This is a genomic window from Limnohabitans simekii (SeqCode) (genome assembly GCF_965234735.1).
GTDB classification, from domain to species: Bacteria; Pseudomonadota; Gammaproteobacteria; order Burkholderiales; family Burkholderiaceae_C; genus Limnohabitans; species Limnohabitans simekii.
The window spans coordinates 1-13,591 of record NZ_OZ248540.1; the positions used below are offsets into that span (position 1 = coordinate 1).

Genomic DNA, 13,591 nt, shown 5'->3' on the forward strand with positions numbered 1-13,591 from the left:
TGTGGAGCGTCTCGAAGATGGATTGCGACAGTACATTCATTACTACAACCACGAGCGCATCAGGAGCAAATTAAAAGGGCTGAGTCCTGTGCAATACAGAACTCAGCCATCTTTGGGTTAACCGCCCGTTTCAACTGTCCAACTAATTGGGGTCAGTTCAGAAGCGGGCTTTTCACATCCTGCCAACCGAAGTTGGCAAGAACCGAGCTTACTTGCCTTCAGCAGCCGGAGCAGCTGGGGCCTCAGCAGGTGCGCTGACCGCAGGCGGGGTGTCCACCACCGCTGGGGCCGCCACACTGCCGCCGTGGAAATGCATCATCACGGGCACGATCAGCAGCGCCACGATGTTGATGATCTTGATCAAGGGGTTGATCGCTGGACCCGCAGTGTCCTTGTAGGGGTCACCGACGGTGTCGCCCGTGACGGCGGCCTTGTGGGTTTCAGATCCTTTGCCGCCGTGGTGTCCATCTTCGATGTACTTTTTGGCGTTGTCCCAGGCACCGCCGCCGGTGCACATGGAAATCGCCACGAACAAACCGGTGATGATGGTTCCCATCAGCAAACCGCCCAAAGCCGCTGGGCCGAGGATCAGACCGACCAAGATCGGTGCCACCACAGGCAACAAGCTGGGGATCATCATTTCTTTGATGGCCGCTGTCGTCAGCATGTCCACCGCCGTGTCGTACTCGGGCTTGCCGGTACCGTCCATGATGCCCTTGATCTCCTTGAACTGGCGGCGAACTTCCACCACCACCGCACCGGCGGCGCGGCCTACGGCCTCCATCGCCATCGCGCCAAAGAGATAAGGAATCAGGCCACCGATGAACAAGCCAATGATGACGTTGGGGTCGCTCAAGTCAAACTTGATTTGTGCGCCAAAGGCTTCGAGCTTGTGGGTGTAGTCGGCGAACAGCACCAACGCGGCCAGACCGGCGGAGCCAATGGCATAGCCTTTGGTCACGGCCTTGGTGGTGTTGCCCACCGCGTCCAGCGGGTCGGTGATGTCACGCACGCTGGCAGGCAGCTCGGCCATTTCGGCAATGCCACCGGCGTTGTCGGTGATCGGGCCGTAGGCGTCCAAGGCGACCACGATACCGGCCATGCTGAGCATGGCTGTGGCAGCGATGGCGATGCCGTACAGGCCAGCCAAATCAAAGGCGCTGTAGATGGCGGCGCAGACGAACAGCACAGGCCAAGCGGTGGAGCGCATGGACACGCCCAGACCCGCAATGATGTTGGTGCCGTGACCGGTGGTGGATGCTTGCGCAATGTGCTGCACAGGCGCGTACTGGGTGCCGGTGTAGTACTCGGTGATCCAGACCAGCGCACCAGTCAAGATCAAACCAATGGCACAGGCGCCAAACAGTCCGCTGGCGCTCAAGGCCGTGCCATCGGGCAAGGCCATGGCGGTTGGGAACATGGACTGGGTGACAAAGTAAAACGCAATCAAGGACAAGATGCCCGAGACCGCCAAGCCTTTGTAAAGCGCAGGCATCACGTTGGTCATGCCGGGGCTGGCCTTCACAAAGAAGCAACCAATGATGGAGGCCACGATGGACACACCACCCAACACCAGCGGATACAGCACCAAGTTCGGGCCACCGGCACCGGCCAGCAAAGCGCCCAGCACCATGGTGGCAATCAGGGTGACCGCATAGGTTTCAAACAAATCGGCGGCCATGCCAGCGCAATCGCCGACGTTGTCACCGACGTTGTCGGCAATCACGGCTGGGTTGCGCGGGTCGTCTTCGGGGATACCGGCTTCAACTTTGCCCACCAAGTCCGCGCCAACGTCAGCGCCTTTGGTGAAAATGCCGCCGCCCAGACGGGCAAAAATGGAGATCAGCGAAGAGCCAAAGGCAAAACCGATCAGCGGATTGAGCAAACCGGCCAGCGCTTTGCCGTCAGCAGGCACGCCAGCGCGGGTGAGGAACCAGTAAAAACCGGTCACGCCCAAGAGGCCCAAGCCCACCACCAGCATGCCGGTGATGGCGCCGCCGCGAAACGCGACATCCAGCGCGGGGCCAATGCCTTTGGTGGCTGCTTGTGCGGTACGTACATTGGCTTTCACGGACACGTTCATGCCGATGAAGCCGCAAGCGCCAGACAACACAGCGCCTAATACAAAGCCCACGGCACTCAAGGGGTCCAACACCCAGGCAATCAGGATGGCCAAGACCACGCCGACCATGGCGATGGTTTTGTATTGGCGAGCCAAATAAGCTGCTGCACCGGTTTGGATCGCCGCTGCAATTTCCTGCATGCGGGCATTGCCTGCATCTTGGGAAAGAATCCAGCTGCGGGCCCAAAACCCGTAAATCACGGCGATGAAGCCGCAGATGAGCGCAAATACAAGCGCTGTAGAACCAGTCATAAGATCTCCTTCGATAGTTTCGCGTTGAGGTGGGGCCACGCAACCGGTTGTTTGACACCACCTTTGCGTTGCTTCCTCACACACTCACACCGAGGTTGATTGGCCAACTCGGCGAATGTAAGGGATTCGAATGACGGCTTTCCCATAAACAGCCTGAACGTGTCAGAAAACTCAGGGTAATTACTGACAAAATAGGGCGGTTTTTCATTTCCCTTTTCATTTCAAGAGATTTTCAATATGTCCCTCGACAACGTCACCCCTGGCAAGAACGCTCCCCACGAATTCAACGTGATCATTGAAATCCCGATGAACGCCGACCCGATCAAGTACGAAGTGGACAAAGAAACCGGCGCCATCTTCGTGGACCGTTTCATGAGCACGGCCATGCACTACCCGACCAACTACGGCTATGTGCCCAAAACCATAAGCGGTGACGGCGACCCGGTGGACGTCTTGGTCATCACGCCCGTGCCGCTCATTCCAGGCGTCGTCGTGCCGTGCCGCCCCATCGGCATTTTGAAAATGGAAGACGAAGCGGGCATGGACGGCAAGGTCTTGGCCGTGCCCACCGACAAAATTTTGTCCATCTACACCCAATGGCAAAAACCCGAAGACTTGAACCCGATGCGTTTGAAAACCATCGCGCATTTCTTTGAGCACTACAAAGACTTGGAGATCGGCAAATGGGTGAAGATTTTGGGCTGGGAAGGCCCCGAGGCCGCACGTCAAGAGGTGCAGGACGGCATGAGCAATTACCAAAAAATCAAAGGCTGATCAGTCAGGGCGCTTGAACGGATTGCGTTCGTCCAAGTGCGCCATGTAGTTGTCCACACCGCGGCCTTCGCGTTCTAAAAATTCCGCCACCGCCTGCGCAAAGCGGTGGTCGGCCAACCAGTGGCCACTGTGGGTGCTGGTGGGCATCAAGGCCCGCGCCATCTTGTGCTCGCCCTGGGCACCACCTTCAAAGCGCTGCACCCCATGCTGCATGCACCATTGCAAGGGTTGGTAATAGCAAGCCTCGAAGTGCAAACAATCGACGCGCTCGAGGGCCCCCCAATAACGGCCATAGGCCACGGCGTCGGCTTCGCCCAGGTGATGGATGCCAATCAAACTGCTGGCCATGGGCACGCCGTCGCGCTCAGCGATGAACAACAACCAGTTGTGTGCCATGTCGGTTTGCATGCTTTGGAAAAACGCAGGTGTCAGGTAGGGCGCATTGCCATGTTCCAGGTAGGTGCGCTCGTAGCATTCGTAAAAGAAGCGCCAATCGCTTGAAGAAATAGCTGCACCCAAAGACCATCTGAAGGTGACGCCTGCTTCAGCCACTTTGCGCCGCTCTTGCCGGATTTTTTTGCGCTTCTCTTGGTTCAAGCTCGCCAAGAAGGCTTCAAAGTCAGGCCAGGCTTGGTTGTGCCAATGGAACTGCACGGTTTGGCGCTGCAGCAATTCTTCGGCTTCGCAAGCCGCCATGTCGGCGGGGCTGCCAAACAACAAATGCAGTGACGACAGTTTTTCTTGGGCGCACCAAGCAATGACCGCTTGCAACAAGCGCTGCCGCGTGGGCGCATCCACGGCCAGCAAACGCGAACCCGGCACGGGTGTGAACGGCACAGCAATCAAGGCCTTGGGGTAGTAGGGCAAGCCGTGTTGTTGATAGGCATTCGCCCAAGCCCAGTCAAACACGTACTCGCCATAGGAGTGTTTTTTCAAATACATGGGGCATGCGGCCACCAGTGCATCGTTCACCCACAGGGTGATGAAGCGCGGTGTCCAGCCGCTGTCGGGCGTGGCGCTGCCACTCTCGTGCATGGCTTGCAGGTAAGCGTGTTGCATGAAGGGGGTGGGGCAGTCTTGTTGCGCCAACAGCTGGTCCCATGCGGCGGCGGCAATCTCTGCGGGGTGCGTGTGCACCTGAATGCCATAATCGTTCAGCTCTTTTTGCATTTCATTCATGACGCTTCAACTCAGTGTAGCCCAGCTCAATTTCACCGTCGGTGACATGCAGGGCAATGCCCACAAAATCATCGACGCTGCCCGCGCCGCCTTTGACCGCGGTGTGCGTTTGTTGGTCACGCCCGAACTCTCCATTTGTGGCTATGCCGCTGAAGATTTGTACCTGCGGCCTTCGTTCATTCAAGCCTGCGAAGACGCACTCGACTTGGTGCGCGACGAACTCGCCGACTTGCACGGCATGCATGTGGTGGTGGGGCACCCCAGTGGCAACGACGAACGCACCCGCTCGGTGGCGGTGCAACACCGCTTCAACATGGCCTCGGTGTTCTGTGAAGGCCATTTGGTGGCCAGTTATGCCAAGCGCGAGCTGCCCAACTACCAGGTGTTTGATGAACGCCGTTATTTCAAACCCGGCCACGACACCTGCGTGTTCACGGTGCAAGGTGTGCGCATTGGTTTGCTCATTTGCGAAGACGCTTGGTTCGAGCAACCTGCGTTGGACACCCGCGACAACGGCGCACAACTTTTGGTGGTGTTGAACGCCTCGCCGTTTCACCAAGGCAAAGCCACCGAGCGTGAAGAAGCCATGCGAGCGCGTGTGTTGACGGTCGGCTTGCCGCTGGTCTATGCCCACATGGTGGGTGGCCAAGACGAGGTGGTGTTTGAGGGGCGCTCGTTTGCACTGCAAAGCCAGGGCAGCTTGGCGGGCCGTGCGCTCAGCTTTGCTGAAGACGCGTTTGATGTGTTGGCCGAACTCAAAACAGACAGTGTGCGTTTGAAAGCCTTGGTGCATCCGCTGCCCGACGCTTTGTCCGATGTCTGGCAAGCCTTGGTGTTGGGTGTGCGGGATTACATCGGTAAAAACAAATTTCCATCGGTGCTGCTGGGCTTGTCTGGCGGCATTGATTCAGCCGTGGTGTTGGCCGTTGCCGTCGATGCCTTGGGCCCCGAGCGTGTTCGCGCGGTGATGATGCCCTCACCCTACACGGCCGACATCAGCTTGAACGATGCCCGTGAGATGGCCGAGCGGGTGCAGGTGCGCTATGACGAACTGTCTATCGTGCCGATGTTTGAAGATTTTTTGCAAACCTTGCAAAACGACTTTGCCGGCAAACCGTTGGACGCCACCGAAGAAAACATCCAAGCGCGTATTCGCGGTACCTTGCTCATGGCCTTGTCCAACAAACATGGCGGCATGGTGCTGACCACCGGCAACAAAAGCGAAATGGCCACCGGCTATTGCACCCTCTATGGCGACATGGCGGGTGGTTTTGCGGTCATCAAAGACGTGGCCAAAACCTTGGTGTACCAGTTGGCGCACTGGCGCAACGCGAACGACCCGTTTGGCCAAGGCCTGGACATCATCCCCGAGCGCATCATCACGCGGCCCCCCAGCGCCGAGTTGCGCCCGGATCAAACCGATCAAGACAGCTTGCCGCCTTACGAGGTCTTGGACGCCATCTTGGCCATGTACATGGAGCAAGACCAAAGCGCCGAGCAGATTGAAGCGGCGGGCTACCACCGCGCCGACGTGGACCAGGTCATTCGGCTCATCCGCATCAACGAGTACAAACGCCGCCAAGCGCCCATCGGGGTCAGGATCACGCACCGCGCCTTTGGCAAAGATTGGCGTTATCCTATAACCAGTCTTTTCCGTGCCTGACGTTTTTTTATTTGATTGACAGGGAAGTACACCATGAAACAAATCACCGCCATCATCAAACCTTTCAAACTTGAAGAAGTACGCGAAGCACTGGCTGAATGCGGCGTCACCGGCTTGACCGTCACCGAGGTCAAAGGCTTTGGCCGTCAAAAAGGCCACACCGAGCTCTACCGTGGCGCGGAATACGTGGTGGATTTTTTGCCCAAGGTGAAGGTCGAAGTGGTGGTGAATTCGGCCGAGGTGGACCGTTGTGTGGACGCCATCGTCACTGCTGCGCGCACCGGCAAAATTGGCGACGGCAAAATCTTCGTCACTGCGGTTGAAAAAGTGGTGCGCATTCGCACTGGTGAAACCGACGAATCAGCGGTTTGATTTAGATTTTCGCCAAGCCATCACTTTGGGCCAGGCCAGCAGCCTGGACCAACTGGGGCAGCAAGCTGTCAGCATCGGTCGATTGGTGAACGAAGTCCATTTGCCAGTCCGACAAAAAACCTTGTGTCACGGTGCTTTCTAAAAACTGCAACAGCCCGTCGTAGTAATTCGCAACATTCAACAAGCCAATGGGTTTGTTGTGAAACCCCAGTTGCCGCCAAGTCCACACCTCGAACAATTCTTCAAACGTGCCAATGCCCCCGGGCAGCGCCAAAAACGCATCGGCGCGTTCGGCCATCATGTGTTTGCGCTGGTGCATGTTGTCCACCACGTGCAATTCGTCACACGCATGGCGGGCAAATTCTTTTTCAGCCAAGGCCTGTGGAATGATGCCCACAACGCGGCCTCCAGCGGCTTGGGTGGCCTGGGCCACGATGCCCATCAGACCGTTGTCGCCGCCACCATAAACCAGTTGTCCTCGGTGTTGGCCAATCCAAGTGCCCACTTGCACAGCAGCCTTGGCGTACTCGGGCAGGCTGCCAGGGCGAGAGCCACAGTAAACGCAAAGAGAGAATGCAGGGTTCATGGGGCTGATGTTGGCAGTTCTTCGTGGCTGTTTGATGACGCTTGGGGCCGCACGTCAATCATGCGTGTGCCAGCCCATTGATCGTGCCAATATTGACGCTCGGGGTGAAAGCGGCTCAATGCTGCCCAGACCACCACCCAAGCTGTTGTTGAACCCACACTTTGCATGGAGGAGTAGCCCATCCATTGAGACAGCACGAGGGGTGGAAGCAACCAGATCCAGCTCAGCAGATAGCGCCACAACGCGCGTTTTTGCGTGAGTGGCTGTCCATGGGTATCCACCAAGCGCAAATGCCAGGTTTTCATGGCCAAGGTTTGGCCTTTGTGCCAAAACCAAGTGAAGTAGATGGCCAGCACGAGAAACACAAAAGCTTGCAGGCCGTGTCGGTTGTCCAGCGCATGCTTGGTTTGACTGAGAGCGCCGAACAAATAGCCCGCAATGAAGATGACACCAAACAGCAACATGCCTTCGTAAAACCAGCAACTCAGACGCCGCCAAAGGGAGGGTGTGCGACCAAAGTGGCCAGCTTCGTCAACCAACATTATTTGTCGCCGTCAACAGGCATGCTGGTTTTGCGCACGGGTAACAGCGTCTGTGGGTGAACTTCCGTGGTTTCAATTCGTGGGGCTTTGACCTGCCCTTGCCGAGGTTTGGGGGTGGCAGTGAGCTTTTCTGGCGCAATGGGTTTGACAGCTGTTGCGGCACCTTTGGGTACGCCGGGTTTTGCAGGCGTGAGCTTGAGTTTTTGCTCTTCGTTCAGGGTTTGAAAAGCTTCCCACTTGGCTTTCTTTTCATCCGTACTGAGTTGTTGAGATTGGGCGAAATTCAAACGCGCTTGAGCACGCTGAGCCGGGCTGAGAGCCGCCCATTCTTTCATTCGTTCTTGTGCTGTCGCTTGCGCTTGAGGTGTGAGGGCAGGCCAATTTTTGACAATGGCCAACCATTTCCGTTTGCGGTTTTCCTCCATGCCAGACCACAAATGTTGAAGCGGCGCCAAGATGGCTTGTTGTGTCTGCGAGAGTTCAGACCATTTGGGGCCGGTTTCAGTTGCCATCTGAGGGGGCTTGACCTTGCTCTTGGGGGTCGGTTGATCAAGGCTTGGCGTTTGGGCCATGGCGGCCCATGTGAGAGTGATCGTTGCGCTAAAGAACCAAAGACGGGTCAATGAGCCAGACAGTAAACGCCAACGCATTATTCGGAAATGTTCGGATTGTTTTTCAAGAAATGCGCGAATGCGGGATCAGCATAGGCCTGCGGCGGGAGATCATCGATCAGCAATGCAGCGTCCACTTCTGCGAGCTCTAGGGCCGATTGGTCATTGTGAAATTCATAAAGAAACACCAAGCCAGCCAACAAGCACGCCAAGGGGAGCACAGAGACCAGGGATTGGTAGAAGCCGTGAAATTTGTGACCAGGCTTGAGACTGAGCAAACCATTTTGCATTTGAACGTCAGCAATGGTCTGCCACTCGAGCTGGCTGATTTTGCGCACCGCAAGTGCACGCGTTCGCGCTGCACGCAAACGCTCAGTGATGTCGTAGCCCAGCGATTGGTTGGCTTCGTTCAAGTGCGCAGCCAAACGTTTCCCCAACAAATCTTGAGCTTCAAAACGGTGGTTGTTCATGGTTTGATTCCCTTGGCCAATAAGGCTTTGCAAAGCGATTGAATGGCCCGCGAGCAATGTGTCTTCACACTACCCTCTGAGCATCCCATGGCTGTAGCTGTTTCAGCCACATCCAGTTCTTCCCAATAACGCAATAAGAAGGCCTCTCGTTGACGTCCCGGTAAATTCTGAATTTCTGATTCTATGAGCCGCACAGTTTGGGTTCGCGAGAACAGATCTTGAGCACTTTCGGATTCATTAGCAGTGCCTTTGCCTTCCAATATGTCGAGGATGTCAAAGCTTTCATCATCCGACCCGTTGCCAAAATCGCTGAAATTACTGAACAAGGCGGAGCGGGTTTTGCGTCTGCGAAACCAGTCCAGCGTGGTGTTGGACAAAATCCGTTGAAAGAGCAAAGGCAGTTCGGCTGCAGGTTTGTCTGCGTAATGCTCGGCCAATTTCATCATGCTGTCTTGCACGATATCCAAAGCAGCCTCTTCATCTCTGACATGGTAGAGCGAACGCTTGAAAGCGCGTTTCTCAACGCTGGCCAAAAAATCAGAAAGTTCTTTGTCGGAAGCCAAGGTCAGGGGTTCATTCTGTAGCGGTGAAGAGTTGAATTGGCTTGTCTGCAAGCTCAAAGCGTGAACGATTATGTCACCCGCCTCCAGTTGAAAGGCGAAGAAGCAAGGGCAATATCAAACAGTGTCATAATCTTGGGCTCCCAATCAAAAAGGGTTCGAGCATGGTGTGAAACGCTTATGGCTCGAGATCCAAAGTCTTGATGCGCTTCCAAAAAAAGTTGCAAAAAGGCACCCTGGGTTTTTCGTCTACGAAATTCACAAAGGTTTACACCATGGAAACTACCAAGGCGGCGCCTTCCCAAGCCGCAAACACCAGCGATTCGCTTGCTGGTGGTACTGAACTCAACGGTTCAGACATTCTTGTCAAAGCCCTGCAAGCCGAAAACGTCAAATACCTCTGGGGCTACCCCGGTGGCGCCGTACTGCACATCTACGACGCGCTTTACAAACAAGACACGATTCAACACATTTTGGTGCGCCACGAGCAAGCAGCTGTTCATGCTGCTGACGGCTATGCACGTGCCACGGGTGATGTGGGTGTGGCACTGGTCACCTCTGGTCCCGGCGTGACGAATGCCGTCACAGGCATTGCCACAGCCTACATGGACAGCATCCCGATGGTCATCATCACCGGGCAAGTGCCCACGCACGCGATTGGCTTGGATGCCTTCCAAGAATGCGACACCGTCGGTATCACCCGCCCCATCGTCAAGCACAATTTCTTGGTCAAAGATGTGCGCGACTTGGTCGATGTGATGAAGAAAGCTTTTCACATCGCCCGCAGCGGTCGCCCCGGCCCCGTGGTGGTGGACATTCCCAAAGACGTGTCCTTCAAAAAGACCCCTTATCACGGCTACCCCGAGTCGGTGGAAATGCGCTCCTACACGCCGGTTCGCAAAGGCCACAGTGGTCAAATTCGCAAAGCCTTGCAACTGTTATTGGCGGCCAAGCGTCCCTTTATTTACACCGGTGGCGGTGTCTTGATGAGTGAAGCCTCGCAAGAGCTGCGCACGCTGGTGGACATGCTGGGCTACCCCTGCACCAACACCTTGATGGGCTTGGGTGCTTACCCGGCCAGTGACCGCAAGTTTTTAGGCATGTTGGGCATGCACGGCACGGTCGAAGCCAACAACGCCATGCAAAACTGCGATGTCTTGCTGGCCGTCGGTGCTCGTTTCGACGACCGCGTGATTGGCAACCCTAAACACTTTGCCCAAAACGAACGCAAGATCATCCACATCGACATCGATCCCTCCAGCATTTCCAAACGTGTCAAGGTGGACATCCCCATCGTCGGTGACGTCAAAGATGTGTTGACCGACATGCTGGGCATGCTGCGAGAAATGCCTGCCAAACCCGACCCCAAAACCTTGTCGGCTTGGTGGGAGACGATTGAAGCTTGGCGGGCGCGGGACTGCATGAAATACGATCGTGGCAACACCAGCGTGATCAAACCCCAAGCGGTGATTGAAACCCTGTGGAACCTCACCAAAGACGCTGACGCGTACATCACCTCAGATGTGGGCCAGCATCAAATGTGGGCCGCGCAGTACTACAAGTTTGACGAACCTCGTCGTTGGATCAACTCAGGTGGCTTGGGCACCATGGGCGTGGGCATCCCCTATGCCATGGGCATCAAGTTGGCCAAGCCCGACAGCGAGGTGTATTGCGTCACCGGTGAAGGCTCTGTGCAAATGTGCATTCAAGAGCTGTCCACCTGTTTGCAATACAACACCCCGATCAAGGTCATTTCCCTGAACAACCGATATTTGGGCATGGTGCGCCAGTGGCAAGAAATTGAATATTCCGGTCGCTACAGTCACAGCTACATGGACGCCTTGCCCAACTTCGTCAAGTTGGCGGAAGCCTATGGACATGTCGGTATGTTGATCGAGCGGCCTGAAGATGTTGAGCCCGCTTTGCGCGAAGCCCGCAAACTGAAAGATCGCACGGTGTTCATGGATTTCAGAACCGACCAAACCGAGAACGTGTTCCCCATGGTGCAAGCAGGCAAGGGCATCACCGAAATGCTGCTCGGCAGCGAAGACCTTTGATCGGCGGGCTATCATCATGAAACACATCATTGCTGTCTTGTTGGAAAACGAACCCGGCGCACTGTCGCGGGTGGTGGGGCTTTTCTCGGCCCGAGGCTACAACATCGAATCGCTCACCGTGGCCCCCACGGAAGACCCGAGTTTGTCGCGCATGACCTTGCAAACCTCCGGTTCGGACGACGTGATTGAACAAATCACCAAACACCTGAACCGTCTGATCGAAGTGGTCAAAGTGGTCGACCTCACCGAAGGTGCTTACACCGAGCGCGAACTGATGCTCGTCAAAGTGCGTGCAGTGGGCAAAGAGCGCGAAGAAATGAAGCGCATGGCTGACATCTTCCGTGGCCGCATCATCGACGTCACGGACAAAAGCTACACCATCGAGTTGACCGGTGACGTCGATAAAAACGACGCTTTTTTACAAGCCATTGAAACCGCTGCGATTTTGGAAACGGTGCGCACTGGCGCCTGTGGCATTGGTCGCGGCGAGCGCGTATTGCGCGTCTGAATATTCACACAACATTGAAGGAGAAAACCATGAAAGTCTATTACGACAAAGACTGTGACCTGAGCCTGATCAAAGGCAAAACCGTGGCCATCATCGGCTATGGTTCGCAAGGCCATGCCCACGCCCAAAACTTGAACGACAGCGGCGTCAAAGTGGTGGTGGGTTTGCGCAAGGGAGGCGCTTCCTGGGACAAAGTCGGCAAAGCTGGCTTGAACGTGATGGAAGTCAACGACGCGGTCAAATCGGCGGATGTGGTCATGATGTTGTTGCCCGATGAGCAAATTGCCGATGTTTACAACAACAACGTCGCGCCCAACATGAAGCAAGGCGCTTCCTTGGCCTTTGCCCACGGCTTCAATGTGCATTACAACCAAGTCGTGCCACGCGCCGATTTGGATGTTTGGATGGTGGCCCCCAAGGCTCCTGGCCACACGGTTCGCAACACCTACACCCAAGGCGGCGGTGTGCCCCATTTGGTGGCTGTGCACCAAGACAAGAGCGGCAAAGCCCGCGACTTGGCCCTGAGCTACGCCATGGCCAACGGTGGCGGCAAGGCTGGCATCATCGAAACCAATTTCAAAGAAGAAACTGAAACCGATTTGTTCGGCGAGCAGGCCGTGTTGTGCGGTGGTGCGGTTGAACTGGTCAAGATGGGCTTCGAAACTTTGGTGGAAGCCGGTTACGCCCCCGAAATGGCGTACTTTGAGTGCTTGCACGAATTGAAGTTGATCGTCGACCTGATCTATGAAGGCGGCATCGCTAACATGAACTACTCCATCTCGAACAATGCCGAGTTCGGCGAGTACGTCACAGGCCCCGAAGTCATCAACGAAGAAAGCCGTGCTGCCATGCGCCACGCCTTGAAGCGGATTCAAAACGGTGATTACGCCAAGATGTTCATTCAAGAAGGCCGTTTGAACTACCCCAGCATGACAGCACGACGTCGCAACACTGCCGATCACCAGATCGAAGTGGTTGGCGGTCAACTGCGTGCCATGATGCCTTGGATTGCCAAAAACAAATTGGTTGACCAAAGTCGCAATTGACACCCGCGCGCATGAGCACTCCTGACCCTGACGAACACGTTGAAGCCTCCAGCAGGCTTCGAAAGGGCATTTATGTACTGCCCAATTTGTTCACATTGGCCGCCTTGTTTTGTGGTTTTTATGCCATTGTGATGGCCATCAACAACCAATTCGAGGCCTCGGCACTGGGCATATTTTTTGCCATGGTGCTTGACAGCTTGGATGGTCGAGTGGCTCGCATGACCAACACCCAAACCGCGTTTGGTGCCCAAATGGACTCCTTGGCCGACATGGTCTCATTTGGCGCAGCCCCAGCATTGATCATTTACGAATGGGTCTTTCGTGATTTGGGCCGCTGGGGTTGGTTTGCTGCTTTTGTTTACTGCGCTTGTGCCGCGCTTCGTCTGGCCCGCTTCAACGTCAACACGTCGGTGGTAGACAAGCGGTTTTTTCAAGGTTTGCCTTCGCCTGCCGCAGCTGCGCTGCTGATGGGTTTTATCTGGTTCATCACCGTCTTGGGTTTGGATAAAACAGACTTTGTTTGGGTTGGATTTGGACTGTGCTTGTATGCCGGACTCACCATGGTGAGCAACGTGCCGTTTTACAGTTTCAAAGATTTCCAAATGCGCAAAAGCGTGCCTTTCGCGGTCATTGTCTCCATCGCCTTGGTCATTGCGGTCATCAACATTCATCCGCCCATCGTCTTGTTTTCCTTGTTCCTGATTTACGGCACCAGCGGCTATGCCGTCTATGTCTGGCGGCGTATCAAGGGCATTCCCACCAGTGTCATCAGCACCTCCACCGATGAGCCCGAAGAAATGGGCTTGCACTGAGCAAAGCCTTGCAGCCCCGGGCAGGTCGGCGGCCTGT

The 13,591-nt window shown here is 55.7% G+C and carries 15 protein-coding genes; 8 read left to right on the top strand and 7 right to left on the bottom strand.

Annotated elements, in window-relative coordinates; all coding sequences use genetic code 11:
• Positions 1 to 121 (top strand): IS3 family transposase (locus AC8GFP_RS00005; RefSeq protein ID WP_506610498.1); only part of this gene is annotated, 121 nt, incomplete at its 5' end.
• A gap of 87 nt (positions 122 to 208) precedes the next feature.
• Here the strand turns inward: AC8GFP_RS00005 and AC8GFP_RS00010 are convergent.
• Positions 209 to 2,374 carry a sodium-translocating pyrophosphatase gene (locus AC8GFP_RS00010; protein WP_506609039.1) on the bottom strand — a complete coding sequence of 722 codons (2,166 nt, stop codon included), beginning with the start codon at positions 2,372 to 2,374 and terminating at the stop codon, positions 209 to 211.
• Positions 2,375 to 2,611: 237 nt separating this feature from the next.
• Here AC8GFP_RS00010 and ppa point away from each other — a divergent pair, with 237 nt between their 5' ends.
• The gene (gene ppa / locus AC8GFP_RS00015) at positions 2,612 to 3,148 is read left to right on the top strand and encodes an inorganic diphosphatase (protein WP_506609041.1); all 537 of its coding nucleotides are present in this window, start codon (positions 2,612 to 2,614) and stop codon (positions 3,146 to 3,148) included.
• Here ppa and AC8GFP_RS00020 read toward each other — a convergent pair whose 3' ends face one another.
• A complete protein-coding gene (locus AC8GFP_RS00020; protein WP_506610500.1) occupies positions 3,149 to 4,318 on the bottom strand; it encodes a GNAT family N-acetyltransferase in 1,170 nt (389 codons plus the stop codon).
• A gap of 7 nt (positions 4,319 to 4,325) precedes the next feature.
• Between AC8GFP_RS00020 and AC8GFP_RS00025 the strand changes: the two genes are divergently transcribed.
• Entirely contained in the window at positions 4,326 to 5,990 is a 1,665-nt protein-coding gene (locus AC8GFP_RS00025; protein ID WP_506609043.1) for an NAD+ synthase, read from the top strand.
• Between the two features lie 33 nt (positions 5,991 to 6,023).
• A complete protein-coding gene (locus AC8GFP_RS00030; protein ID WP_506609045.1) occupies positions 6,024 to 6,362 on the top strand; it encodes a P-II family nitrogen regulator in 339 nt (112 codons plus the stop codon).
• A gap of 1 nt (position 6,363) precedes the next feature.
• On the opposite strand, the gene AC8GFP_RS00035 is transcribed toward AC8GFP_RS00030, so the two are convergent.
• The 5 genes from AC8GFP_RS00035 to AC8GFP_RS00055 all read right to left on the bottom strand — a co-directional run bounded on the left by AC8GFP_RS00035 (position 6,364) and on the right by AC8GFP_RS00055 (position 9,134).
• A complete protein-coding gene (locus AC8GFP_RS00035; RefSeq protein ID WP_506609046.1) occupies positions 6,364 to 6,948 on the bottom strand; it encodes an LOG family protein in 585 nt (194 codons plus the stop codon).
• Positions 6,945 to 7,490, bottom strand: a complete 546-nt coding sequence (locus AC8GFP_RS00040; RefSeq protein WP_506609048.1) for an RDD family protein — start codon at positions 7,488 to 7,490, stop codon at positions 6,945 to 6,947. The genes AC8GFP_RS00035 and AC8GFP_RS00040 overlap by 4 nt, the downstream gene beginning before the upstream one ends.
• A complete protein-coding gene (locus AC8GFP_RS00045) occupies positions 7,490 to 8,002 on the bottom strand; it encodes a DUF3106 domain-containing protein (protein ID WP_506609050.1) in 513 nt (170 codons plus the stop codon). The genes AC8GFP_RS00040 and AC8GFP_RS00045 overlap by 1 nt, the downstream gene beginning before the upstream one ends.
• Positions 8,003 to 8,139: 137 nt before the next feature.
• On the bottom strand, positions 8,140 to 8,571 hold the full coding sequence (locus AC8GFP_RS00050) for a DUF3619 family protein (protein ID WP_506609052.1): 432 nt from the start codon (positions 8,569 to 8,571) through the stop codon (positions 8,140 to 8,142).
• Complete coding sequence (locus tag AC8GFP_RS00055; RefSeq protein ID WP_506609054.1) at positions 8,568 to 9,134, bottom strand: RNA polymerase sigma factor; 567 nt, start codon at positions 9,132 to 9,134, stop codon at positions 8,568 to 8,570. The genes AC8GFP_RS00050 and AC8GFP_RS00055 overlap by 4 nt, the downstream gene beginning before the upstream one ends.
• A 272-nt stretch (positions 9,135 to 9,406) precedes the next feature.
• Here AC8GFP_RS00055 and AC8GFP_RS00060 point away from each other — a divergent pair, with 272 nt between their 5' ends.
• The 4 genes from AC8GFP_RS00060 to pssA are packed head-to-tail and all read left to right on the top strand — an operon-like array spanning position 9,407 to position 13,554.
• Positions 9,407 to 11,188 (top strand): acetolactate synthase 3 catalytic subunit, encoded by a 1,782-nt coding sequence (locus AC8GFP_RS00060; protein WP_506609056.1) that lies wholly within the window; start codon positions 9,407 to 9,409, stop codon positions 11,186 to 11,188.
• A gap of 16 nt (positions 11,189 to 11,204) precedes the next feature.
• A complete protein-coding gene (ilvN, locus tag AC8GFP_RS00065) occupies positions 11,205 to 11,696 on the top strand; it encodes an acetolactate synthase small subunit (protein WP_506609058.1) in 492 nt (163 codons plus the stop codon).
• A 29-nt stretch (positions 11,697 to 11,725) separates the two neighbouring features.
• On the top strand, positions 11,726 to 12,742 hold the full coding sequence (gene ilvC, locus AC8GFP_RS00070) for a ketol-acid reductoisomerase (protein WP_506609060.1): 1,017 nt from the start codon (positions 11,726 to 11,728) through the stop codon (positions 12,740 to 12,742).
• 11 nt (positions 12,743 to 12,753) lie between these two features.
• Complete coding sequence (pssA, locus tag AC8GFP_RS00075; protein ID WP_506609061.1) at positions 12,754 to 13,554, top strand: CDP-diacylglycerol--serine O-phosphatidyltransferase; 801 nt, start codon at positions 12,754 to 12,756, stop codon at positions 13,552 to 13,554.
• Positions 13,555 to 13,591 lie beyond the last annotated feature (37 nt).